Annotated in this window: 16 protein-coding genes; 12 read left to right on the top strand and 4 right to left on the bottom strand. The window is 44.9% G+C overall.

Annotated features, from left to right (window positions below; genetic code table 11):
- Positions 1-13: 13 nt before the first annotated feature.
- From SSED_RS13085 to SSED_RS13070, 4 genes are all read right to left on the bottom strand, one after another.
- Positions 14-1039, bottom strand: coding sequence for a GGDEF domain-containing protein (locus SSED_RS13085; protein ID WP_012142832.1), 1026 nt, complete (start codon positions 1037-1039; stop codon positions 14-16).
- 131 nt (positions 1040-1170) lie between these two features.
- A complete protein-coding gene (locus SSED_RS13080; RefSeq protein WP_012142831.1) occupies positions 1171-3795 on the bottom strand; it encodes an MlaD family protein in 2625 nt (874 codons plus the stop codon).
- Entirely contained in the window at positions 3773-4414 is a 642-nt protein-coding gene (locus SSED_RS13075) for a paraquat-inducible protein A (protein WP_012142830.1), read from the bottom strand. Before SSED_RS13075 ends, SSED_RS13080 begins: the two co-directional genes overlap by 23 nt.
- Positions 4407-5033, bottom strand: coding sequence for a paraquat-inducible protein A (locus SSED_RS13070; RefSeq protein ID WP_012142829.1), 627 nt, complete (start codon positions 5031-5033; stop codon positions 4407-4409). The genes SSED_RS13075 and SSED_RS13070 overlap by 8 nt, the downstream gene beginning before the upstream one ends.
- 217 nt (positions 5034-5250) lie before the next feature.
- Here SSED_RS13070 and SSED_RS13065 point away from each other — a divergent pair, with 217 nt between their 5' ends.
- From SSED_RS13065 to pyrD, 12 genes are all read left to right on the top strand, one after another.
- Entirely contained in the window at positions 5251-5535 is a 285-nt protein-coding gene (locus SSED_RS13065) for a YebG family protein (RefSeq protein WP_012142828.1), read from the top strand.
- A 17-nt stretch (positions 5536-5552) separates the two neighbouring features.
- Positions 5553-6032: a free L-methionine (R)-S-oxide reductase MsrC gene (gene msrC / locus SSED_RS13060; RefSeq protein ID WP_012142827.1), complete on the top strand. Its 480-nt coding sequence runs from the start codon at positions 5553-5555 to the stop codon at positions 6030-6032.
- Between the two features lie 267 nt (positions 6033-6299).
- The gene (gene proQ, locus SSED_RS13055; protein ID WP_041421684.1) at positions 6300-6941 is read left to right on the top strand and encodes an RNA chaperone ProQ; all 642 of its coding nucleotides are present in this window, start codon (positions 6300-6302) and stop codon (positions 6939-6941) included.
- 29 nt (positions 6942-6970) lie between these two features.
- The gene (prc, locus tag SSED_RS13050; RefSeq protein WP_012142825.1) at positions 6971-9043 is read left to right on the top strand and encodes a carboxy terminal-processing peptidase; all 2073 of its coding nucleotides are present in this window, start codon (positions 6971-6973) and stop codon (positions 9041-9043) included.
- Positions 9044-9164: 121 nt separating this feature from the next.
- The gene (gene pepN / locus SSED_RS13045) at positions 9165-11732 is read left to right on the top strand and encodes an aminopeptidase N (protein ID WP_012142824.1); all 2568 of its coding nucleotides are present in this window, start codon (positions 9165-9167) and stop codon (positions 11730-11732) included.
- 105 nt (positions 11733-11837) lie between these two features.
- Positions 11838-12053, top strand: a complete 216-nt coding sequence (locus tag SSED_RS13040) for a DUF2835 domain-containing protein (protein WP_012142823.1) — start codon at positions 11838-11840, stop codon at positions 12051-12053.
- A gap of 327 nt (positions 12054-12380) precedes the next feature.
- The gene (locus SSED_RS13035) at positions 12381-14441 is read left to right on the top strand and encodes a DUF1302 domain-containing protein (RefSeq protein ID WP_012142822.1); all 2061 of its coding nucleotides are present in this window, start codon (positions 12381-12383) and stop codon (positions 14439-14441) included.
- 18 nt (positions 14442-14459) lie between these two features.
- Complete coding sequence (locus SSED_RS13030; RefSeq protein WP_012142821.1) at positions 14460-15824, top strand: DUF1329 domain-containing protein; 1365 nt, start codon at positions 14460-14462, stop codon at positions 15822-15824.
- A 58-nt stretch (positions 15825-15882) separates the two neighbouring features.
- Complete coding sequence (locus SSED_RS13025) at positions 15883-16908, top strand: WD40/YVTN/BNR-like repeat-containing protein (protein WP_012142820.1); 1026 nt, start codon at positions 15883-15885, stop codon at positions 16906-16908.
- Between the two features lie 16 nt (positions 16909-16924).
- Complete coding sequence (locus tag SSED_RS13020) at positions 16925-19243, top strand: efflux RND transporter permease subunit (protein WP_012142819.1); 2319 nt, start codon at positions 16925-16927, stop codon at positions 19241-19243.
- A gap of 265 nt (positions 19244-19508) precedes the next feature.
- The gene (locus tag SSED_RS13015; RefSeq protein WP_012142818.1) at positions 19509-24353 is read left to right on the top strand and encodes an NAD-glutamate dehydrogenase; all 4845 of its coding nucleotides are present in this window, start codon (positions 19509-19511) and stop codon (positions 24351-24353) included.
- A 59-nt stretch (positions 24354-24412) separates the two neighbouring features.
- The gene (pyrD, locus tag SSED_RS13010; RefSeq protein WP_012142817.1) at positions 24413-25432 is read left to right on the top strand and encodes a quinone-dependent dihydroorotate dehydrogenase; all 1020 of its coding nucleotides are present in this window, start codon (positions 24413-24415) and stop codon (positions 25430-25432) included.
- Positions 25433-25511 lie beyond the last annotated feature (79 nt).

Here is a 25511-nt window from a genome sequence, read left to right as displayed (position 1 = left end):
GGTTTCGTCAGGGTTAACTTGAGATGGGCATGACTCGATTTCGACCTAAACGTTTGGCTTCATAGAGGAGTTTATCTGCTTGTTCAATAAGCTGTGCATGAGTCATAGATGGCTGCCATTGAGCCACACCAAATGAGGCGGTGATATTATTTATTCTGGTATCTTTGCGCCTATCCTTTAGCGACACTTTTTCCAGACTTCGACGCATGGCTTCTGCGAGGTGTCTGGCGGTTCTAAGTTGATTGTTGGGGAGTAACACTGCAAACTCTTCACCGCCATAGCGATAGATTTTTACACCGTCCCGACACGCTTCAGAGAGTCGTTTGGCCACAGCCTTGAGTACCTGATCTCCCAGCTGGTGTCCGTAATTGTCGTTAAATGCTTTGAAATGGTCGATATCTACCAATATTAAGCATGTTCCGTCAGGACTCTGATTGAGGATCCCTTTGAAGTCATCATCGAATGCCCGGCGATTGAGAATGCCGGTCAAGGCATCAAACAGTACATCTTTTTCGGATTGCTTAAGTTGTAACTTTAACGCTTCAATTTCCTGTTGAGCCTTGCTGAGCTGGCCTGTAAAAAACTCGGTGCTGGAACGGATATCATCAGATTCTTTAACCAGATTACGGACAAGTCCAAGCACCTTCTCGAGACTCACGCCTTCCTCTTCGATTCGGTTCAGCTTGTCAAAGTTGCTGTCGATTCGGGTCTGAAATTGTGTGGCGTCGAGGTTGGTATCTTTCAAGGATTGAGACAGTTCAGTTGCCATCGCCTCCAGGTTTTGGCGCATATCGATGACGTCGAGCTCCACCGGATCGGAAACAAACTCGCGGTAAAGCAGTTCAGAGTTTACTGGAGGGCAGGTTTGGTATTGTTCAACTATGATATCGAGCTGCTTGTTTAATGCGGGAGTCTGCTCACCAACATAGGCGTACCAGAGCGCGTAGTTTGTTGGAGTGGTCGGTATTTGATGTTTTAGCATCAATGGAACGGCTTTCTTTAGGTTCCGGGCCGCTTGCTGCATTAATTCTTTAGTCATATCGATACCTGAATTGAAAAAGCGAACCTTTTAATGGATTAGCTATTGGATCTATTTTAGAACATATAGCTAAAATTGAACCTAAACCAGAACTGACGATTCTGGCTTAGGTGTAAAGCACTACGCGGAAATCACGGGGCTGTCTGAATGGGAGCCCAAGATAACCATGCAGGGTTAAGTTTGTTATGCAAGGTAAATACCGCGTCAGCCGATACTTGATTGCCAGAGCTGGTTTGCGCCTGTGTCACCACGCCAATACCGCCGGCCATGATGGTTTCCAGAGAGCCGGTTTCTATCCGCGCGCCTGAAAACAATCCTATATCGACTTTCACGCCAGAAAGATCCCAGAATTGACTCGTTTGATTCACCAAATGACGATACTGCTTATCGATATGAGCCTTCATCCGCACGCTATTGCCAGTGTCTGATAGAAGGTAGCTATCCACTTCACCAATTTTGATACCACGAAAGATGATGGGCGTGCCAGCCTTGACTGAGCCCAGATTGACATCTTCCAGGGTAAATTGAAGCCAATCATGCTTAACTATCACAGGAGCTGTCAGTTCACCAATAAACGCTTGACCGACTCGAGAACTCACTCCTGGCATCACACCAACATAGGGCCCCGTGAGCATCGTTTCCGGTGCCTTAATTCCCGATAGGGATATCTGAGCATCGACCAGATAATAAAGGGCATCTTCCTGGGTAAAATGTTTCGAGTAATCGCCATAAAGGTAAGCACTGGCAGTAACGCTGGTGAGATCTTTATTAAGGGAAACACGCTCAATCTCGCCGACTTGATGACCCTGGTAGCGAATAGGGGCCTTGGCCGATAATTTCACATCGGCCGGGAAGGTGAGGGTGATGGCTTTAGCCTGAGCCAGGGCCAATTTTTTTGATCCATAGAGATGGGTTTTATTCCCCTTTGCATCGGTGTCGAGCAAGCCTAAACTGATACTGCCTTTCAGTGCCCCCTGGAGGGGAGCAACATCAATTTCTACCCCGGAAAGCGCAGCATTAACCGACATGGCACTGTTGCGCCAGAATACGCTGTTGGGCTTAATTAAGGTTTTAAATTGATTCTGAATACTGACTCTTATAGAAAATGCCTCGGAACCTGAAAGCCAATCGATACTGTCTACCCGACCGATCTGCATCTTCTTATAATAGACCGGAGAGCCAGGATTAAGATCTGCACCATCCGGGCTGAGCAGGCTTAACTTAGTGAGGTTACGGTTGGCAAAGAATGTTGTTGCATCTTGGTCTGTGCCAAACAGAGGCAGCTTGGCGTCGCTTTTAACTTTCTTCCTGCTATTCCCCTGAACCAGGCTAATAGCGCCCTTAGTCAGAGTTGTTAAATCCCGGGTCTGTACGCTGACACCATCGAGCGATGCATCAATTGCCAGGGCTGACTCTGATACAAAGTAACTGTTTGCCGTGATAAGTTGCGAAAACTCCGGCCATATCTCTATCTGGTATTCGACACCCGTAAGGGCTTTATTAAGCTTGACGGCGTTAACTTTTCCGATAGGGATCTGTTTGTAGCGCACCTCTGCATCGGCCCCGATACCCGGGTTGGTGTCTGCATTTAATGTCAATACCAGCTTGGATAGCGCATCTTGATCCGGAGCCTCGTCGAGCAGTGTGTATTGCTCAACGGCATCACCCGTACCCAGTGAAAACTTGATCACACTGCCGGTGATGAGCCGCTCAGGATGTTTGATACCCGATAGCGAAAGGTCTGCCCCTTCCAGCCAGAACCGGGATGTGGCAGAGAGAAGTTGGGCATACTCTTCATCCACTTTAGCCTTAAATCGAACACCGATGTCGGTCAGATCCGATTGGGTTATTCGTCCGATCTCTATGCCTCTGAAGACTATCTTAGTGCCAACACTTGCCGTTTCCGAATTGTCTGCCGTAAGTGTCAGCTCGACGCCTCCGAGGGCCATCTTCTGATTGTCATAAATTTGGAAACTTTGGCCATTAGCCGCTTCTTGTGCATCATCTGATGAACTGAAACTGAGTCCTCCGGCAAGGATTGCCGACAAGCTTTCAGACTTTACCTCGATACCCGAAAGAGAGGCATCTATGCTGATCCCAGACACATTCCAAAATTGCGAGTCTGTTTTAACCAAATGTGCATACTGTTTTTTGACAAACGCAGTCATTAATATGCGCTTAGAGCCCTCTAAACGGTAACTGGTGACCTGACCGACTGGAATTTGGCGGTAAAAAAGCTGTGAACCGACATCCAACGAGCCTAAGTTGTCGCTGCTTAACTCTATGACTAGTCCGTCAGTGCCGGGTTGGACTGCCGGAGCGTTGATTTCAGCTTCAAAGAAAGATTGTGACTCTCCCTCACCGGGTTGAATCGCGATATAGTTTCCGGAAAATAGTGCATCCAGGCCTTCAACACCGGTAATTGAGGCTTTAGGGGCAACTAACCAGAACTTAGTGCCGTCGTTCAGAAACGGCCCTGCACGGTAATCCATCTTAAGGTCGACATTAACGCCCTTTAGATCATCATCAATACTGATATCGACAACTTTTCCGACGGTGAGACCTTGATAACGAACCAAGGTTTTCCCAATATCTATCCCGGTTGCACTGGGAAAGTGTATCTGCACCTCAATTCCGGCTTCTTTTATGCTCTTGATACCCAGCCAGCCGCCTAGGGCTAGCGCAACCAGAGGTAAGAGCCAAATTGGCGAGAATAGCTTCTTTTTTACGACTTTAGGTGTTTCCATTTGCGTCATCTTTCGATTCCAATCGATCCCAGAGTAAACGAGTATCCAGCACTTTTGCTGCTAATTGGGTCAGTAATATGACCAAGGCAAAAGCAGTGGCTGCCGGTGCGGGTTTAGCATCTAACAACTGGCCCATATTAACCAGTGCGGCGGTTATTGATATAACGAAAAGGTCCAACATCGACCAACGTCCTATCCATTCAATGATATGAAATCCGATCATCAATTTCTGTTTAGATATTGGCAGTCGGAAACTGATAGCGATCAAATATGCGGTTAGCCCGACGATCTTCAGCATAGGGACCAGAATGCTGGCAGTAAATAGAATGACAGCGATAGGGAACATATCCGACTCGACCAAGTGGACTATCCCTGTGAAAATAGTATCGTGGCGGATCTGCCCTCTGTTGACCAACATAGTGATGGGGTAGAGATTGGCTGGAAACAATAAAATGGTTGCCGTGATCAACAGGGCCCAACTTTTATGGAGACTGGAATAGTCTCGCAATACTAATGCTTTACCACACCGCTTACAGTGAATATCTGAATGAACAGATAGTTTACCGCAAGAGGGACAGGGGGTTAGACCCAGCGTTATGCCTTGCATCTTGTTATTGAGTTCACTCATCTAAAACACTCCACATATGTTCCAGATTGTACTCACGTTGAAGAAACAGGGTGACCAAAAATAACATTCCGAAGCAAAAAGTACCCATCCCTAAGAAAATATCTGCAAAATCTGAGAGTTGAAATACAGAGACGAGAATACTGATCATATAAATTTCTAGCATGCTCAATTGCGCCAACAAGCCCTGATAACTGAGTAGACGTTTCAGTACCGCACGAAAAAAGGGGGAGTTTAGACGATATTTGATTATTAAAATTTGACAGAATACAGACCAAATGAGTAGTGCAGGAGCGATGACTGCTGAAACTAAAACGGCGATACCTACAATCCAATAGCCTTGATTCGATACCGCCATAGCGCCTTCGATAATCGTCGTGGTTCTGACACTGCCTAAAAAGTGCAGCTCAAGCACTGGCAGTACATTGGCCGGAAGCAAAAAAAGTAAAGCTGTTAAACACAAGGCTAACATACCGTTGATTGAACAGTATGGCGTGTCGTATAGAGTTGTATGACAGCGAGGACATAATGCACGGACGCCTGAAGGTAGCGCACGTTTTCTGATAACTAAGTCACAAGAGCGGCATAACACCACACTATTGTCAGCACATTCTTGTTCCATCGCCGATTTCAATCCGTTTCTTACACCCGTTATTGATACATGTCTTTTGCAGATAACCCACCGCTGTTGATTAAGCGTAGCACGCCTGAATCACATTCCATGGAAGATCTCTGTGTCGATAATCAATCAGATACTATCAGATTTTCCAGAGTACTTGCATAAGAACTTGTTTTTATGAGACTCTGTAACTGTATATAAAAACAGTATGAGGGCAGTCATGGCAGTTATTACTAAATTTGTTGTGGTCAGAGAAGGGGTTGAGAAGATGACATTTACATCTAAGAAGGAGGCGGATGCCTACGATAAGATGCTTGATATCGCGGATCAACTCACTCCTTTCTTGACCGAGTCCGAGCTTGAGATAGATGAAAATACTTGTGAAAAGTTAAGTTTCTATCTGGCACAACATAAAGAGCAACTAATGAGTTTATTGAAAGGTGTTGCGCCTAAAAAAGAACCTTCGCCTAAAAAAACGGCTAATAAAGCCGAATCGAAAAAATAAATTGTTAGGAAGTTTGTATGATAACGGAATTTTACTCATCACTGGATAGGCAAGCCAAGGCACTACTCGATGGTGAAGATGACTTGATTGCTGCAATGGCAAACTTTTCGGCCTTGATAAATGACGCCTTAGATGATTTGAATTGGGTAGGGTTTTATCTTTTAAAAAATAAACAGTTAGTATTAGGTCCATTTCAAGGTAAAGTGGCTTGCACGCGGATTCCACTAGGAAAAGGTGTGTGTGGAACGGCTGCTTCAGAGGGCACGACTCAGCGGATTGCCGATGTCCATCAATTTGATGGTCATATTGCCTGCGATGCGGCTAGTAATTCAGAGATTGTGATCCCTATTATGCGTGATCACGAAGTGGTAGCCGTCCTCGATATTGACAGCCCAAGCCTGGCAAGATTCGCTGAAACTGACCAAGTTGGACTGGAAAAATTGGTAAATAGCTTTGAAAAGGCGTTATTTGCTCAAACTACAACCAATTTATCATAATTGATGGTCGCAATCGTCAAAGTCCCGTTTATAATAGGCGGTTCGAATGATAAGGGCGTCGAGATATTTCCATTCGTGGAATGAAAGCTTGGCGTTTGTTAATTGTAATTGCTAAGGTATGTTTGCTGTTTCAGTTCTTCGTATCGAGTTTCAATGTTGCTATTGGAGCTTGTACTTGGCCTAAGACAGACAAATATAAACGACTCTTGGTGGCGTATCTTTTCGATATGTTCAACTAGTGTCCCTTTTTTAACTGTGGAAGTAATGATGGAATCAACAGAGAAGTTGACCGACACCAACGCAATTCTTGCGTATTTATATGAAACATTTCCTTTGTGCTTTATCGCCGAGGGTGAAACGAAGCCATTAAAAATTGGATTGTTTCAGGATTTGGCTGAAAGGTTAGCTGATGATTCTAAAGTCAGTAAAACTCAATTGAGAATTGCCTTAAGACGCTATACTAGTAGTTGGCGTTACCTAAAGGGCGTTAAAGCCGGTGCACAGCGTATCGACTTAGACGGAACCCCTTGTGGTGAGTTAGAGCAAGAGCACATAGACCATGCTCAGTCTACTCTTAAAGAGAGTCAAGAGAAGGCTAAAGCTAAGCGTGTAGCCAAAGCCGCTGCCGCTAAGAGCGAAGGTCAGGCTGCTAAGGCGAATAAAAAGCCAGCAAAGAAACCTGCTGCTAAACGTGCAAAACCAGCACCTAAGCCGGTTAAAGAGCAAGCTCCGGAAGTTATTTTAACACCTGCTGTGTTAAATGAGCTGAAACAAAATCAGCGTGTTAATGTCAAACTAGGTAAGACACCAGTTGCTGGCGTTATCTTAGACATTAAGAAAGAAGATGTTCAGGTACAGTTAGATTCAGGTTTAACCGTTAAAGTACGTATTGAACACATAATGCTGTAACTATCTCATAGTAAAGGAGTAACTTGTTGATGCGAAAAATTACCCTGGCTGCCTCAATCGCCAGTATTTTTGTAGGATTCTCGGCGTGGGCGTTAACCCCATCAATTCCATTCAGCGAGTTACCCGCACTATCGCAGGAACCGCAGCATAAAGTAGCCAGTAAGCGCGTTACTGGCCTCTTTACTCGCTCTCACTATCACAGATTTGATCTTGATGATGCGTTTTCCGAGCAGGTATTCAAGCGCTACCTCAAGCAATTAGATTACCGTCGTAATGTATTGCTACAAACAGATCTTGATACTTTTGCTGTTTATTCGAAACAGTTTGATGACATGCTTAAAAGTGGTGATTTGACTCCTGCTTATAAGATGTTCGAACTCGTTCAAAAGCGTCGTTATGACCGTTTCTCATATGCATTATCTCTCTTAGACAAAGAGATGGATTTTACTCTTGCTAATGATAAGTATCAGTTTAATCGTGAAGATGCCGCCTGGCCGAAAGATGAGGCTGAACTCAACGAGTTATGGCGTCAAAGAGTCAAATATGATGCGTTAAACCTTAAATTAACCGGTAAAGAGTGGGATGAAATTGTTCCCGTTCTTGAGAAGCGCTATAACAATGCGATTAAGCGCCTTAGTCAGACTAAGAGTGAAGATGTTTTTCAAGGCGTGATGAATGCCTTTTCTCGCACCGTAGAGCCTCACACCAGTTATCTCTCTCCAAGAAATGCTGAACGTTTCCAGATGGAGATGAACTTAAGTCTTGAGGGTATTGGTGCCGTATTACAGATGGATGATGATTATACCGTCATCAAGAGTCTGGTTGCTGGCGGGCCCGCAGCAACGAGTGAAAAGTTATCACCGGAAGATAAGATTGTCGGTGTTGGCCAGGATGACAAAGAGATTGTTGATGTCATTGGCTGGCGTCTCGATGATGTTGTCGAGCTGATTAAAGGCCCTAAGGGCAGTAAAGTCGTTTTACAGATTTTACCTAAAAAAGGTGGTTCTTCGGCTAAAACATTCGAAGTGACCATAGTAAGAGATAAGATCAGACTCGAAGATCGTGCAGCTACCTCTGAGGTGATAGAGCCAGATGAAGGTCTCTATGCTAATCGTAAGGTCGGTGTCATCCAGATCCCAGGCTTCTATATGGATCTGTCTAAAGATGTGTCTAAAGAGCTGATTAAGCTGAAAAAAGCGCAGGTCGAAGGTGTTATTATTGATCTGCGGGGCAACGGTGGTGGTGCATTAACCGAGGCTACACTCTTAACCGGATTGTTTATCGAGCAAGGTCCGGTTGTACAAATAAGAGATGCCAATGGTAAGGTCTCGCAAAATCGAGATAATGACGGCCGTACCACCTATAGCGGACCATTAACAGTCATGGTTGATCGTTATAGTGCTTCTGCCTCTGAAATTTTCGCTGCTGCACTTCAGGATTATGACCGTGCGCTGATTGTCGGTGAGTCGACTTTCGGTAAAGGTACGGTTCAGCAGCATAAGAGCCTCGGCCGTATCTATGATATGTATGAGAAGCCAATTGGTCACGTTCAGTACACCATAGCTAAGTTCTACCGTATCAATGGTGGCAGTACTCAGCTTAAGGGTGTTACACCGGATATTTCATTCCCGAGTGCTTTAGAGCCGGGTGAGTATGGTGAAGCTGAGGAAGAGAATGCATTGCCTTGGGATAAAGTGCCGGTTGCACAATATGGCACTCTGGGTGATGTTAGCCCTAACATGATCGGTAACTTGTCTGTTAAGCACGATTCTCGTATTAAGCAAGATGTTGAGTTTAGCTATATTTACCAAGATATTGCCGAATTTAAGCAGCATCATGATGAAAAAACGGTCTCTCTTGTTGAGAGTGAACGTATTGCAGAGCGCGAAGCCAATGACAAGAAGCAGCTCGTTCGTCTTAATGAACGTCGTGTGAGCCAAGGCTTAGAGGTTGTTAAGTCGCTCGATTCAGAAGATACAGAAACTGAATCGGATGCAGATGAAGATGAACTGGTTACACCGGATGCTTTCCGTGATGAAACGGTTTATATCACTCTCGATATGGTCGATATCGAAAGAGTGGCTAAAAACGAATCAAAGTAAAACGAGTTAAATAATTAAAAACGCGCCAATGGCGCGTTTTTTCATATCTGTTACATCCCAAACTTAGTTTATTTATACCAGTTGGTATTATAAGTATGTAAAAAGGATTTAAGGCCTGTTTATGACAACAATGAATGCGAAGTACCTGAAGGATTACCTGGCTCCTGCTTTTACCATCACCCATATCGATCTCGACTTCTATTTGGATGGGGCAGAGACATTTGTCACGGCGAAAAGTCAGGTTGTACGAAAAGATGACCAAGCGACGACCTTAGTATTACACGGTGAAGGTATTGAGATCATTTCACTTAAAGTCGCTGGTGTTGATACCTGCTATAGCCAGGAAGAGGCAAAACTTAGTATCGAGACTCAGCTTGAAGAGTTTGAGTTAGAGATAGTAACAAAACTCGATCCTGAATCGAATTCAAGCCTCGAAGGACTCTATATGTCTGACGGGGCCTACTGTACTCAGTGCGAGGCCGAAGGCTTCAGACGTATCACCTATTTCCTCGACAGACCCGACGTACTTGCTGTGTACAGTGTGAGAGTTGAAGCAGATGCCAAGGCATTTCCCTACCTTTTGAGCAACGGTAATTTACTGGAGCAGGGCGAGACTTCATCGGGACGTCATTTTGTTAAATGGCATGATCCGTTTCCAAAGCCAGCCTATCTGTTTGCCCTGGTCGCAGGAGATTTTGATCTGTTGGAAGATCAGTTTGTTACATCAAGCCAACGGCAGATCAAATTACAGGTCTTTGTCGATAAAGGTAACCTTCATAAGGCTCACCATGCAATGGCATCGTTAAAGAAGTCGATGGCTTGGGATGAGTCCAGGTTCGATCTTGAGTATGATCTGGATATATACATGATTGTGGCGGTCGATTTCTTCAATATGGGCGCTATGGAGAACAAAGGGCTCAATGTATTCAATACCAAATATGTGTTGGCCGATACGAACTCGGCGACAGATGAGGATTATCATGGTATCGAGTCGGTGGTGGGGCATGAGTATTTCCACAACTGGACAGGAAACAGGGTGACCTGCAGAGATTGGTTTCAACTGAGTCTTAAAGAAGGGTTAACCGTATTTAGAGATCAAGAGTTCAGCTCAGATCTCGGCTCTCGTGCGGTTAATCGTATTCATGCCATTAAGGTGATAAAAAATCAGCAGTTCGCCGAAGATTCAGGACCCATGGCGCATCCTATACGCCCTGAGTCTGTGATCGAGATGAACAACTTCTATACGGTTACTGTCTATAACAAAGGTGCCGAAGTTATTCGTATGATGCATACCTTACTTGGTGAAAAGTCATTTCAAGCCGGTATGAAACTGTATTTCGAACGTCATGATGGTCAGGCTGTGACCTGTGATGACTTTGCCGCTGCTATGACAGACGCCAGTGGCGTAGACCTCTCACTATTTAAACGTTGGTATAGTCAATCCGGAACTCCGGTGGTCACAGTGACGGAGAAGTATGATGCTAAAAAGGCGTGCTATTCTCTTGTTATCGAGCAGGTTACACATTCTACGGCGGATCAAACTGACAAACTAGCACTTCATATTCCGTTTGATTTAGAGCTTTTATCACCGGATGGAACCTCAATGTTGAGTCAGGTTTTGAATGTTAAGGAGTCTCGTCAGGAGTTTATCTTTAATGATATTACCGAGCAGCCGATACCTTCGCTACTGCAAAACTTCTCGGCGCCGGTTAAGCTTGATTTCTCCTACTCGGTCGAACAGTTAGTGCATCTGATGCGCTATGCCAGCAGTGAAGTTGCCCGTTGGGAAGCCTCTGTAGCGCTTATCAGCCAATCTATTTGGGATAATGTCGCTAACTTAGACCAGCAGCAATCGATGCACATCGATCCACGAGTGACCGATGCCTACCGTGGTATACTCCTCAGTGAAGAGCTTGACCATGCTCTGGTTGCCGAAATCTTTACTCTGCCTTCGGTCTCAGCCTTAATTGAACAAGCAGAAACTGTCGATCTCGATGCCCTGGCGACTGCCAGGTCTTTTGTGGTTGAAGAGCTGGCAATGGCCTGTGAAGATGAACTACTTAGCCGTTATCGTGAGCAGGCGAGTATCGATAATGCCGGTTCACGTGCGCTTAAGAATATTTGCTTGTTGTTACTTCAAAAAGTTTCAGATGACCATCAGCGATTTGCCAAAGTGCAGTATGAACAGGCTGAAAATATGACTGACAGTCTTGGGGCATTACTGGCGCTCAACGGGGAAGACTCCTCGCTACGCACCACCTTGATGTCTGATTATGAAACCAAGTGGAGTGAGACACCATTGGTGATGGATAAGTGGCTATCTCTGCAGGCTACGTGTGCATCGGATACCTGTTTACAGCAGCTCGAAAGGTTAACTAAGCATCAATCTTTTAGTTTTTCTAACCCTAACAGAGTGCGTTCGTTAATTGGTGCATTTGCGTCTGCAAACACGGTACAGTTCCATAAACTCGATGGCAGCGGTTATGAGTTTGTCACCGACACCATTATCAAGCTCAATAAGTTAAACCCGCAAGTTGCAGCTCGGATAATTACGCCTCTTATTCAGTTTAAAAAGTTTGACCAAGCCAGACAGTCACTGATGAAAGCGTCGCTTAAACGAATATTAGGGCTCGAAGACTTGTCAAAAGATCTGTATGAGAAAGTGTCAAAAGCGCTCGATTCTAAGTAACATACGTTAATCGATGATGACTCCCTGCAGTCCTAAGTGGGGAGTCATCAGTTTGTTGTAACCTTCTGTGATTTAGTTAGTTTCTCATTGTTTTAGTTTGAAAATATGACCTTTTATTTCTCTTTAAATGTAAGTTTTCACGAATTTCAGCGATATTATCAGGGGCATGTCGACAAAGTCGAAGTGCATGATAGTCACGGAAGGAAACTTTGGATCAACGGCCGTCATTTTCGCCAGTTTTTAACTCGCTCCGGTGTTCATGGCAATTTTAAATTGGAGCTCGGTGAAAAGGGAGAGTTGCTTTCTCTGCAAAAAATTTAGCTTTAAAGATTAGAGTAATTACTTCAAACGACTGATTGGCTTTTCTTTGTCGAACAGTCCTGTTCTGCTTTATGTAATCCTTTGTTATTTCACAATATCCTTCTTATTTTTTGCTTATAACACCATCTTCTTATCTAACTTTTAAATCAAGCGTTTAAATTATTGTTTTATTTTTAGCTAAGGTACTTAAATCTTTAGAAGATTTTCTCTAATTCCATCTTGCTCATCAGATGTAAATACTGTAACAATGGTGTTACCTGTAGGCTAACAAGATGTTGGTTGACATTCCTATAACAAGAATCCAGCAGGTTATGGAGAGAAGCTAAAATGAAAAAGGTTATAAACGGCTTTAACAAGTCGACGCTTACTTTGGGGATCGTAGCGGCACTGAGTATGGGAGTTACTTCCGGTGTCAACGCTGTATCATTTGATTGGGGAGAAGTTCAAGGAACATTCGATTCAACCTTCTCTGCCGGCGCTAGTTGGCGGGTCGAGGGACGTGATTGGGATAACAATATTGGTAAAGTGAATCATCCCAGATTTGATTGGTCAAACTACTCTGCGTTCAATAATACGAAATATACCTCCGCCGAGATTTGGGCTCAACCTGGGTCATATTCCAGTAATGGTGACTTGAGTAATCTACTCTATTCCCAAGGTGATACAACGGCTGTTGTGTTCAAGGGTTTACACGAACTTTCACTCAAATACAAAAACTTCGGTATCTTCGCTCGTGGCATGTACTTCTACGATCAGAAAGCGAATAACGGCGACTATGGTTATAGCGATCCGTTAACGGGTAAAGAGTACGATCCTTGTATGGACTCGGAAGCATCGAAAGTCCAATGTAAAGATGTACGCTTGCTTGATGCTTTCGTTTACGGCAACTTCGATTTCAATGATGGGGCTAACCCGCTTACCATTCGTGTCGGTAACCAGGTGGTCTCTTGGGGTGAAAGTACCTTGATACCTCACGGCATCGGTGTGATTAATCCTGTCGATCTCAATATCCTCAATGCGCCAGGTGCAGAACTTAAAGAGGCATTCAGGCCTCAGGGAATGGTGTGGGCATCATTTGGCATGACAGATGAGCTATCAGTCGAGGCCTTCTACCAATATGACTGGGAGCCTGTTTGGGTACCGACGCCAGGATCATATTTCTCGTCGAACGATTTTGCCGGATATGGCGGCTATGGCCAAAATGCTCAGTTAGGTTTTCAGGCCAACCCGGACATGAATCTGGAGTTCCTCGAAGCGGAATATAATAAGTTAGCCCAGATGATTATCTCAGGTGATTATGACTCGGCGACGCTTGGTGCATTAGCTTTAGCCTATCCCACCAAGGCTACGCTGGTACAAGATCAAGCCAGTGCCAGCGATTCGGGACAGTATGGTGTAAAGCTGGGTTACTACTCACCGGCTTTGTGGGAGACCGAGTTTGGCCTCTATTACATGAATTATCATAGTCGCAGACCTCTCATTAGCGGAACGACGGCTGATTTTGGTCAACAGGCGATCGCCAATGATCTAGGTACGCTCGGTGCGCTTGCGGCGACTGGCGGAAGCGTCGATCGCGATGTGCTGCTTGGTTTAGAAACCTTCTCTAAGGCGCAGATCGAGTACCCTGAAGATATCCAACTCTATGGCTTCAGCTTCAATACATTGATAGGCGATACTTCGGTTGCCGGTGAAATTGCTCACCGTCAGGATGAACCACTGCAAATTGATGATGTTGAACTGCTGTTTGCTGCTATGCCGCAACAGCTGGCGAATGCGGGTCTTCGCCCCGATTTCGATGGGATATCTCAATACACCTCTTATGTCGATGACGTGGGACCTGGCGAGTATGCAGAGGGCTTTATACGCCTGGATACCACTCAAGCCCAAGCCACCTTTACTCACCTGTTTGGGCCTACATTAGGCACGAGTAATCTGGTTATGTTAGCCGAGATTGGTGGCGTGTGGATCCATGATATGCCAGGTTTCGATGAGTTAAGACTCAATGGACCGGGGACTGCGCGTTCGGGTGGAAATCCGGATATGCCAGGTATCATCGAAGGTGTGCATAATGGTCCGGAGACCAACCCATTCCCCACTGACTTCGCCTGGGGTTACCGTTTAGTCGCTAAGGCTGATTACAACAACTTGTTTTCTGGTGTCAATATGTCTCCTCGTGTGATCTTCTCACATGATGTAGAGGGTATTACGCCCGATCCTATGTTCCTGTTCACCGAAGGAAAGAAATCAGTTTCTGTCGGCGTAAACTTCGATTATCAGAATCGTTGGGGCGCAGATTTCTCCTACAATAGCTTCTTTGGTGGCGTCGGTACGACTAACCAGATGTCAGACCGTGATTACGTGTCATTTAACATCAAGTACTCAATCTAAATCACAAGGACAATAACAATGAATAAACTTGGGATATTGTCGGCGTCTGTGATGCTAGCACTCAGTGCGCCAGCCGCATTGGCTAAAGTTACAGATGCTGAAGCTGCAAAGCTTGGAACCGAATTAACGCCATTAGGTGGTGTTAAAGCCGGTAATGCCGATGGTTCGATTCCTGCCTGGGATGGTGGGATCACTTCCGCCATTGCAGGTTATGAGAAGGGGATGCATCATCCGGATCCTTTTCCTCAGGACAAGATTGAATTTACGATAACTAATGCCAATAAAGATAAATACAAGGCTCATCTGACCGATGGCCAGAGGAAGTTATTTGAACTTTACCCTGACACCTACAAGATGAATGTCTATCAGACCAGGCGTACCGCTTCTGTGCCTCAGTTTGTCTATGATGCGACTAAAGCCAATGCGACCCGCGCCGAACTTGTATCTGAAGGTAACGGCGTTAAAGGTGCATCGATTGGTGTGCCATTCCCTATGCCTAAAAATGGTTTAGAGGTTATCTGGAACCATGTACTGCGTTTTCGTGGGGTGGATGTAGAAACTTCCCGTAGCCAAGCCGCGCCGACGGCGAGTGGTAGCTATACCTTAGTTGAAACCGCCGAGGAGATACGTTTTCAGTATTCTCGTCCGGAGATCACCTTAGATAAACTCAATGCGTCAAATACCTTGTTCTACTTTAAGCAGGTCGTGACACAACCGGCGCGTCTTGCGGGTACTGCACTACTGGTTAAAGAGACCATGGATCAAGAGGCATTACCTCGCCAGGCGTGGACCTACAATACAGGTCAACGCCGTGTTCGTAAGGCCCCTAATGTGGCCTTCGATACACCGGGTTCTGTATCTGACGGTCTTAGAACGACGGATGACTTTGACATGTTTAACGGCTCTCCTGTTCGTTATAACTGGGAGTTGATCGGTAAGCAGGAAGTCTACATTCCCTATAATGATTACAAGCTACATTCGGATAAGCTTAAGTATGACCAGATTATTCATCCCGGTCATGTGAATCCTGAGCTTGTGCGTTGGGAAAAGCACCGTGTTTGGGTTGTCAAAGCTCAGCTTAAAGAGGGCATGCGTCATATTTATAAGACGCGTACTTTCTATATAGATGAGGACTCCTGGCAGGTGTCGCTAGCCGATATCTATGATAATCGTGATGAGTTATATCGTGTTGCCTTTGCGCATGCTATTAACTATTACGAAGTTCCTACACATTGGACTACGCTTGAGGTCTTCCATGATCTTCAATCCCGTCGTTATATCGCAATGGGACTCGATAACGAAGGCCGTATGTATAATTTTGATGCCAAGCTGAGTGAAGCTAACTTCACCCCCGCGGCGTTAAGACGTGCCGGTATTCGTTAATCCTCCGATACAAAAGGGGCATCGATAGGGTGCCCCTCTATCTCTTAAGGAAGTCTGTATGTTGTTTAGCATGCTTCGATTTGTTTCTGTTTGTTTAATTGCTGCCCTTTTTCTGTCACCTGTATCTCAGGCGAGTGATGCAAACGGTTCAAGTAGTCAAATTCAGCCATTAGCCATCGAGTCAATCATCCTCGATATTGCGACTAAGGGGGCCACTACGGTTGCCGTCGGTGAACGCGGACACGTTTTCATTCTTAATGGTGAAAAAGAGGGGCTGTGGACGCAAGTTTCAACGCCGACGCAGGCCCACCTCACAAAAGTATTTTTTATCACTCCTGAACTTGGTTGGGCGGTTGGCCATGATGCTACCATTATTCATACCATCGATGCCGGCTTGACCTGGCAGTTACAGATGGGGTCACCAGAGATCGAAAAACCTTTGATGGATATTCTCTTCTTTGATGAACAAAATGGAGTGGCTATAGGCGCTTATGGCTTGTTCTATAGAACGTCTGATGGTGGTAAAACATGGTTAAGCGAATACCATGAAGAGTTGCTGTTTGAGGAAGATGTCAGCTACCTGGCTGAATTAAAGGCAGAAGATGAGGCGCTCTATCTAAGTGAACGCAGTGCTTTGCTTCCACATTTCAATCGCATTAATTCGCTGTCTAACGGTCAACTCATTATGGTCGGAGAGCTTGGCTTAGTTGCCGTGTCAGACAATCGAGGCAAGCAGTGGACCAAAGTTGACTTCATCTATGAAGGCTCCCTGTTCAATACCATTCAACTCAATGACACTATTTTCGTTATGGGACTGCGAGGTCACATTTTCCAAGCCTCTCTTGATATGGGCAGCTGGAAAGAGGTGACATTACCTGTCAAGTCTACGATTAACGGCGCTTTGCCGAACAATGATGGCGGGTTGATTTTAGTCGGTAATGCCGGTGTGATAATTGATGTACCCGCTCTGGGAGAGAGTAAGATTATTCATCAGCGACAGGGAGAGAATCTCGTTGCTATTAATCAAGATCCACAGGGACATATTTGGGTGGCTGGTACAAAAGGCCTCTTCGAATTAAAATAATAATAGGATCCTTAAGATGTTAGATAAAATGGTTAATGGACTTGAATCCTATCTATTCAGGCATAGAGCATTTGTTATTCTTGTTTTTTTAGTCACGACAGTGTTCTTAGGCTTACAGGCAAGTAATCTAAAAATGGATGCTGCCTTTATTAAGAATATTCCGCTCAACCATACTTATATGCAGACCTACCTCAAGCATCAAAAACAGTTTGGTGGGGCTAATAGTATTATGGTTGCCGTTGAAGACAGCAGTGGTGATATCTTCAACGAGCGATTCTTCGATGTGTTAAAGAATGTTCACGATCAGTTGTTCTTCATTCCAGGCGTCGACAGGGCTCAGGTTAAGTCTCTGTTTTCGCCATCGACACGTTTCACAGAGGTGGTCGAAGATGGCTTTGCGGGCGGCCCGGTTATACCGGCGGACTTCTCGACAACAACCGCCGGACTCACCGTCGTACGAAATAATATTGAAAAAGCAGGTATTGTAGGAAGACTCATCGCTGAAGATTATTCGGCAGCCATGGTGACGGCTCAACTGATGGATTTTGACCCTCAAACGGGCGAGCCATTGGACACTCTCGCATTTGCATCTCAGCTTGAAGAGGAGCTGCGAACTCAATACGAAAATGACGACATAAAAATTCACATTATCGGTTTTGCCAAGATGGCGGGTGATGTTGCCGATGGTGCCAAAGGGGTCGTGCTGTTTTTCCTGATAGCGATCATAGTGACCGCTATCATGGTCTATCTGTTTTCAAAATCGCTGGTACTGACCTTTTTGCCACTCGCGTGTAGTTTAATCGCCGTGATCTGGCAATTGGGATTACTGACCGTGGTTGGGTTTGGTTTAGACCCCATGTCAATTTTGATCCCCTTCCTTGTCTTTGCCATTGGCGTGAGTCACAGCGTACAGATGATCAATGCGGTCAGGCGCAGGGTGGCCGATGGCAAGTCGACTAAATCAGCAGCAGCCTCGGCGTTCAGAAGTTTGTTGATCCCCGGTGGTATTGCGCTCTTGTCTGACACTGTGGGTTTTCTCACTTTGCTGGCGATTGATATCGGAATTATTCGGGAGTTGGCGATATCGGCTTCTTTAGGCGTTGGTGTCATCATTCTCACCAACTTGATTTTATTGCCCTTGGTTATTTCATACACACAGGTTACTCCACCGAAAAGGTCTCACGATCCTTCCAATGATGGAATAAACCATATCTGGAGGAAGCTGTCTGCGTTTGCCACAACTAAATATGCGATCTGGGTGTTGGTCATCACAACGGGGCTTTACGCTCTGGGCGCCCAGCAAGCTAGCCTGATGAAAGTGGGTGACCTGCAAGGCGGCGCGCCTGCACTTCATTTTGATTCTCGCTACAATCAGGATACTTTTTATATCACTGATAAGTTTTCAATAACTACCGATGTCATGACCGTGATTGTAGAAGCTTTTCCTGAAGCCTGTACTTATCACTCAGTCTTGACTGAAATTGATGAGTTTGAATGGTTGGTCCGTAACACGCCAGGTGTTGAGGCGACAGCAAGCTTAGCCTCTGTTGCAAAGCGCGTTAATGCCGGTTTCAACGAAGGAAATCCTAAGTGGCAAGTGTTACCGCGTACTACAGCGAGCCTGGTACAAGCGGTTGGTCGAGTTCCGACCACATCGGGTTTGCTCAATGGTGATTGTTCTGTCATGCCTGTTTATCTGTTTTTAAAAGATCATAAGGCAGAAACCATTGAGTTGGTGATAGATAAAGTTAAGACTCTGGCAGCTGAAATGGACTCGGAGAAATTGAAGTTTAAGCTGGCTTCAGGTCCCGTCGGTGTCATGGCTGCAACGAATGAGGCGGTGGCAGAAGCACAGTTACCTATGATGCTGTACGTGTATGGTGCGGTCTTTATTCTCTGTTTAATCAGCTTTAGATCGCTACGGGCTACCGTTGCTGTCGTACTACCGCTTTACGTTGTATCAACATTAGCTCAGGCACTGATGACGCAACTCGATATCGGTCTGGCTGTTAGTACTCTGCCTGTTATTGCATTAGGGGTGGGTATCGGTGTCGATTACGGCATCTATATTCTTTCTACTATGGCAGTGAGGCTTAGGGACGGCATGCCTGTTCAGGAAGCCTACTATGAGGCGTTGGTTGAAAGGGGAAGTGCGGTTATATTCACCGGCCTTACTCTAGCGATTGGCGTGAGTACCTGGTTCTTCTCTGCACTTAAGTTTCAAATGGATATGGGGATTCTTCTGACATTTATGTTTTTAGTTAATATGTTGGGAGCCATAATTATTTTGCCGGCAATTGGCGCCTTCTTTTGGCGAAAACCCAGAGTAGAATAGGGATAGAGGGAGCTTCGGCTCCCTTTTTTATTACCCTGTTTTTTGCATAGTTACGCTCAAATGCCGATTGTTTTTTCATCTTTAGCACAAAAATACCGCTATTACTGGTTTCGCAGAGGATCTACCACTAAAATAACACTCGAAAAATGGCAAGTTTAGTAATAGACTTCGCGCATGACCTAGGTCACATTCTCCGGACCGGTCATTTGTACAAGCATCCCAAAAATTATAAAAGCGCTGCCATAGACCCTAAGGAAACAGCAACATGGCCTTGAAAGATGCAATGCCTTCAGTACTACTCGAAAATGTAGTTAGCCTAATTCACTCTAAAGTTCCTCAATCACAATCAAAACAAGTAGAGCAGCTTGCGGCTTGCCTTTATGCTCATATGTCCAAAGACGACCTCAATGCCCGTAATGACAGTGATCTTTATGGTGCGGTACTCAGTTTATGGAATTCGGCAAATGTCACCCCTAAGGGGGAGTCTCATATTCGGGTTTTTAACCCTAGTCAGTCTAAACATGGTTGGCAGTCGACTCACTCGATCATCGAAGTTATTCAACCCGATATGCCATTCCTGGTTGATTCTGTCGGTATGGCACTCAACCGAATAGGTATCACTGCCCACGCGATTCTGCATACTCCTCTCTCAATAAAAAGAACTAAAGGGATGATTTCGCAGGTTCACTACGGGGATGAAGGCGGCGATAAACTTGAAAAGGTCGCAGTGTTCCTGATTGAGATTGATAGACAAAGCAGTGACAAGGATATTAAGCAATTAGAGAAAGAAATTGAATCTGTGTTGGGTGATGTAGCGGCGTCGGTTGGCGACTGGGACATGATGTCTGACAAATTGACAGAGACAATTAAAGAGCTCGATACTCGCCCATACCCGGGCCATAAGAGTGAGCGTGAAGAAGCGATTAATTTTCTTAAGTATCTTAACGATCACCATTTTACACTACTAGGTTATCGCAGGTACGATCTACGCAAGGTTGAAGGTGATTTAGAACTCATTCCCGATACTTCAACGAGCCTGGGATTAATGAATATTCCCGGTAAGCCAAAGCCTGAAACCGGATTACTCATCTCCCGGTTATCGGAAAGCGCCCGTAAAGAAGCCTTGGATAATAGCTTGTTGGTCTTGACCAAAAGTAGCGAAAAAAGTCGTGTTCACCGCCCAGCCTATGTCGATTACGTTGGCGTTAAACGTTTCGATGAAAAAGGCAATGTGATTGGCGAAGATAGATTCTTAGGCCTCTACGTTTCTAATCTCTATAATCGTAGCCCTCGTGAAATTCCACTGTTAGCCGAAAAAGTACAGCGAGTGCTGGACCGCTCCGGTTTGACACCGAGCTCACACGACTATAAAGCCTTGATGCACATCCTGGAGACACTACCCCGCGATGAACTTATTCAGGGGAATGTCGAAGAGTTAGCCCATGTCGCCCATGGTGTTCTGGAGATGCAAGACAGAGATAAATTGAAACTATTTGTACGTAAAGATGGTTTCGGTCGCTTCCTCTCTTGTTTGGTATATGTCTCTAAAGATAGATATAACACTAAACTACGTGAAGATACTCAGCGAATTCTTGGCCAGCACTTCAACAGTGATTCAGAAGTTGAATTTACAACTTATTTCTCAGAATCAACGCTCGCGCGAACTCATTACATAGTGAAAGTCGATAATAATAATATGGATGTGGATGTGGCTGCTATCGAAAACAATTTAATTGAAGCTGCTCGCTCTTGGGAAGATAAACTCAATGATGCATTGAGTAGTGCTCAGGGTGAAGAGTTAGGTAAGAGTCTTAGCAAGCGTTATATCAATGCTTTTCCTCGTAGTTATAAAGAGGATGTATTGCCAAGCTCTGCTGTTGTCGATATTCAGCATCTTGAGTCTCTGAATGATGAGCTGCAACTGGGGATGCTTTTCTATCAGCCACAAGAGACTGCACTTAATAACAGTAAAGTTCGTCTCAAGTTGTTCCATAAAGATGAGCCTATTCATCTGTCTGATGTTTTACCTATGCTGGAAAACTTCGGTCTAAGAGTGATCAACGAACGTCCCTATGAACTTAAGACGGCGGATGGCGCAACCTATTGGATCCTCGATTTCTTGATGACAGTGCAGGGCACGTCAACACAGAGCATCGCTGATAGTCAGCTTCGTTTCCAAACTGCGCTATCTGAAGTGTGGAGAAAGAAACTTGAAGATGATGGATTTAACCGATTAGTGTTAGCGACAGGTCTTGGTGGAAGAGAAGTCTCGATTCTACGTGCTTATGCGAAATATATGCGCCAGATCGATGCAACCTTCAGCCAAGCTTACATCGAGGAGACATTCACTCGCTATCCTCAGATCGCAGATTTTCTGGTTAAGATGTTTATGCGTAAGTTTAACCCGAAACTTAAGACTCGCACGCTGAGTAAGTTTGTTGAACAGATCGATCTGCGTTTGGAAGATGTGTCCAGCCTGGATGATGACAGAATTATTCGTCGTTACTTAGATCTTATCAATGCCACGTTGAGAACGAACTTCTATCAAGTTAGCGAAACTGCTGAAGTGAAAGCTTATCTTTCATTCAAATTTGCACCGGAAGAGATCCCTGAGATGCCTCGTCCTCTGCCTAAATTTGAAATCTTTGTCTATTCACCAAGAGTCGAAGGTGTGCACCTTCGTGGTGGCAAAGTGGCGCGTGGTGGTCTGCGTTGGTCTGACCGTCGTGAAGATTTCCGTACTGAAGTATTGGGTCTTGTTAAAGCGCAGCAAGTTAAAAATACCGTAATCGTACCGGTTGGTGCTAAAGGTGGTTTTGTTTGTAAGCAACTGCCGACAGAGGGAGGACGCGAAGCGTTCTTTACTGAAGGTCAAGAGTGCTACCGCCTGTTTATTCGCGGTTTATTGGATATCTCTGACAATATTATCAATGGGGAAGTCGTACCGCCTGCGAACGTCGTTCGTCATGACGAAGACGACCCTTACTTAGTCGTCGCAGCCGATAAAGGCACCGCAACCTTCTCTGATATCGCGAATGCTATCTCCGAGGAGTATAACTTCTGGTTAGGTGATGCTTTTGCTTCGGGTGGTAGCAATGGTTATGACCACAAGAAGATGGGCATCACGGCTCGTGGTGCTTGGGAGTCTGTTAAACGTCATTTCCGTGAGATAGGTATCGATTGTCAGACAACCGATTTTTCCTGTCTGGCAGTCGGTGATATGGCCGGAGATGTATTTGGCAACGGTATGTTGCTATCTGAACATACTCGCTTGGTTACTGCCTTTAACCATTTGCATATCTTTATCGACCCTAACCCTGATGCAGCATCAAGTTATAAAGAGCGTGCGCGATTATTTGAACTCCCTCGTTCAAGTTGGGAAGACTATAACAAGGAGCTTATCTCTAAGGGGGGGGGCATATTCCTTCGTTCAGCGAAGAAGATCTCTTTGACTCCAGAAATGAAGAAGATGCTGGAGACCAAGAAAGCATCGATGACACCAACTGAGTTGTTAAAAGAGCTGCTTAAGATGAAGGTCGACCTTATCTGGAATGGTGGTATCGGCACTTATGTTAAGGCATCGAACGAAACTCATGCCGAAGTTGGCGACCGCGCTAATGATGCTCTTCGCGTCAATGGTGATGAAGTTCAGGCCAGAATTATTGGTGAAGGTGGTAATTTAGGCTGTACTCAGCTCGGTCGTATTGAATATGCCAGCAATGGCGGACGTATGAACACGGATTTCGTGGACAACGTCGGTGGTGTTGACTGCTCTGATAATGAGGTCAACATCAAGATCTTACTGAACGCACTGGTTGCCGACGGTGAGATGACGTTGAAACAGCGTAATCGCCTCTTAATTGAGATGACTGATGAAGTGGGACGTATTGTCTTACAAGACTGTAAAGATCAAACCAGAACCATTTCGGTTACTCAGGTTCGAGGTGCTGAACAGCTTAAAGAGCAGATCCGCTTTATTCATTACCTTGAAAAAGACGGTAAGCTGGACAGAGGGATGGAATTTATTCCGACAGATGATGAACTTGCGGAGCGACTCGCTAATGGTAAGGCGCTAACTCGTCCAGAGCTGTCTGTACTGGTTGCCTATGCGAAGATGGTGTTAAAAGAGCAATTGCTAACGCCTGAAATTACTGATGACCCTTTCCTGAGTCAGCTGCTCATCGCTTATTTCCCTCAACAGTTAAAAGAGAAGTATAGCGACCGTATGGTAGCTCACCCACTGCGTGCAGAAATTATTGCCACCTCACTCGCCAATGAGCTTGTGAATGATTTAGGCCTTAATTTTGTTCAACGTATGCAAGATGAGACCGGTGCCTCAGTAGCTGAAGCTGCCATTTGTTATACTATGGCACGTGAAGTGTTTGGTTTATATGATTTAACCAAAGAGATCACTGCATTAAATGGAGTTATTCCTGCAGTTGTTCAAGGTGAAATGCTACATCAAATTCGCCGAAATATTCGTCGTGCTTGTCGTTGGTTCCTACGCCATCGCAATCGCAGCCAAAGTATTGAGCAAACTGTAGGGTTTTATGCTCCGGTATTCGCTGACTTAAAAGCGAATGTACACAATTATATGGTCGAAGAAGAGGTCAACGGCATACGTTCAGAAATTGCTGCTTTAGTTAAAGAGGGCGTTACTGAAGATGTTGCTACCCATGTTGTTAATATGAGTACCCTGTTCTCTGCACTGGATATATCACAAATCGCTGAACTTGAAGATAAGCCTGTTGCCTTAGTTGCTCAGACGTACTTCAAGTTAGGTGCGCGTGTTGAGTTACACTGGTTCTTAGATCAGATTAGTGCTCAGCCGGTAGCGAACCATTGGCAAGCGCTCGCTAGAGCGGCCTTTAGAGAAGAGTTAGACTGGCAGCAACGTTCACTGAGTTCGGTCGTACTTCGTACCTGTACAGATACGTGTGATGCAGAGACAATAATCACGCAGTGGATCGACTCCAATGAGGGCTTGTTGGAGAGATGGTTCCACATGCTTGCAGACTTTAAGACTTCGCAGATCCATGAGTTTGCGAAGTTCTCGGTCGCATTGCGTGAACTAAACCTTTTGATTCTTCATTGTGAAGGTCAAAAGTAAACAATAATAATTAAATAGCCCTGGCAAATGCCGGGGCTTTTTTCGGTCTAGGAGAAAACATGTTTTACAAAATTGCTCAAAAAGTCATGTTTCAGATGGATCCTGAGAAGGCGCATCATCTTGCTATAGCAAGTCTTAAGGCGACGGCGAATACACCTTTAGATTGTTTTTATGCGCAGAAGTTTACTCAAGCCCCTGTTGAGTTTATGGGAGTGACTTTTCCTAACCCCGTTGGTTTAGCAGCGGGGATGGATAAAGATGGCGAATGCATAGATGGCTTTCATGCGATGGGGTTTGGTCATATTGAAGTGGGGACAGTAACCCCCCGACCACAACCAGGCAATGATCTGCCACGTCTGTTTCGCTTGAAGCCTGCGAAAGCGATTATCAATAGAATGGGATTTAATAACAAGGGTGTTGATAATCTGGTTGCGAATCTGAAAGCGGCTAAGTCAGGTGCCTTGGTTGGCGTCAATATTGGTAAGAACAAAGATACGCCAGTAGAGCAGGGTAAAGATGATTATCTTATCTGTATGGAGAAGGTTTATGAATATTCGGCATATATCGCCGTCAATATCTCATCTCCCAATACTCCGGGACTCCGTAGTCTACAATATGGTGATTTGCTTGATGATCTATTGGGATCATTAAAAGCCAAACAGAAAGATCTTGCTGAGAAGCATGGTAAGTATGTGCCGATCGCTCTTAAAATTGCGCCTGATCTGTCATCAGAAGAGATTGAGAAAATCGCTGATTCACTGATCAGAAATCAATTTGACGGTGCTATAGCAACGAACACTACTCTCAGTCGCGATGGTGTCAGCGGTTTAATGAACTCCAATGAAGCGGGTGGATTAAGTGGTAAGCCATTAAATTCATTATCTACAGCGGTGATTAAACAGTTATCAGATTGCTTAAAAGGTGAGATACCGATCATAGGTGTAGGTGGAATTAATACTGCTTCAGATGCTTTAGATAAACTGGATGCAGGTGCACAAATGGTGCAAATATACTCAGGATTTATCTATCAGGGACCTAAATTAATCCAAGATATTGTTGAGGCTTATAGGGCTAGATAAAAAATAGATCCTTTTAGGATCTATTTTTTGATCGCGCGATCGTAATTAGATCGCGCATGATCAATATAACATATTGTTA

Origin of the sequence: Shewanella sediminis HAW-EB3 (assembly GCF_000018025.1) — a bacterium.
Taxonomy (GTDB): domain Bacteria; phylum Pseudomonadota; class Gammaproteobacteria; order Enterobacterales; family Shewanellaceae; genus Shewanella; species Shewanella sediminis.
This window is presented reverse-complemented; position numbering and strand designations above follow the sequence as displayed.

What these genes read in the sequence shown, in the direction of transcription:
- SSED_RS13085 (WP_012142832.1), bottom strand. Translation starts at nt 1,039, where the DNA reads ATGACTAAAGAATTAATGCAGCAAGCGGCCCGGAACCTAAAGAAAGCC.
- SSED_RS13080 (WP_012142831.1), bottom strand. Translation starts at nt 3,795, where the DNA reads ATGACGCAAATGGAAACACCTAAAGTCGTAAAAAAGAAGCTATTCTCG.
- SSED_RS13075 (WP_012142830.1), bottom strand. Translation starts at nt 4,414, where the DNA reads ATGAGTGAACTCAATAACAAGATGCAAGGCATAACGCTGGGTCTAACC.
- SSED_RS13070 (WP_012142829.1), bottom strand. Translation starts at nt 5,033, where the DNA reads ATGGAACAAGAATGTGCTGACAATAGTGTGGTGTTATGCCGCTCTTGT.
- SSED_RS13065 (WP_012142828.1), top strand. Translation starts at nt 5,251, where the DNA reads ATGGCAGTTATTACTAAATTTGTTGTGGTCAGAGAAGGGGTTGAGAAG.
- msrC (WP_012142827.1), top strand. Translation starts at nt 5,553, where the DNA reads ATGATAACGGAATTTTACTCATCACTGGATAGGCAAGCCAAGGCACTA.
- proQ (WP_041421684.1), top strand. Translation starts at nt 6,300, where the DNA reads ATGGAATCAACAGAGAAGTTGACCGACACCAACGCAATTCTTGCGTAT.
- prc (WP_012142825.1), top strand. Translation starts at nt 6,971, where the DNA reads ATGCGAAAAATTACCCTGGCTGCCTCAATCGCCAGTATTTTTGTAGGA.
- pepN (WP_012142824.1), top strand. Translation starts at nt 9,165, where the DNA reads ATGACAACAATGAATGCGAAGTACCTGAAGGATTACCTGGCTCCTGCT.
- SSED_RS13040 (WP_012142823.1), top strand. Translation starts at nt 11,838, where the DNA reads ATGACCTTTTATTTCTCTTTAAATGTAAGTTTTCACGAATTTCAGCGA.
- SSED_RS13035 (WP_012142822.1), top strand. Translation starts at nt 12,381, where the DNA reads ATGAAAAAGGTTATAAACGGCTTTAACAAGTCGACGCTTACTTTGGGG.
- SSED_RS13030 (WP_012142821.1), top strand. Translation starts at nt 14,460, where the DNA reads ATGAATAAACTTGGGATATTGTCGGCGTCTGTGATGCTAGCACTCAGT.
- SSED_RS13025 (WP_012142820.1), top strand. Translation starts at nt 15,883, where the DNA reads ATGTTGTTTAGCATGCTTCGATTTGTTTCTGTTTGTTTAATTGCTGCC.
- SSED_RS13020 (WP_012142819.1), top strand. Translation starts at nt 16,925, where the DNA reads ATGTTAGATAAAATGGTTAATGGACTTGAATCCTATCTATTCAGGCAT.
- SSED_RS13015 (WP_012142818.1), top strand. Translation starts at nt 19,509, where the DNA reads ATGGCCTTGAAAGATGCAATGCCTTCAGTACTACTCGAAAATGTAGTT.
- pyrD (WP_012142817.1), top strand. Translation starts at nt 24,413, where the DNA reads ATGTTTTACAAAATTGCTCAAAAAGTCATGTTTCAGATGGATCCTGAG.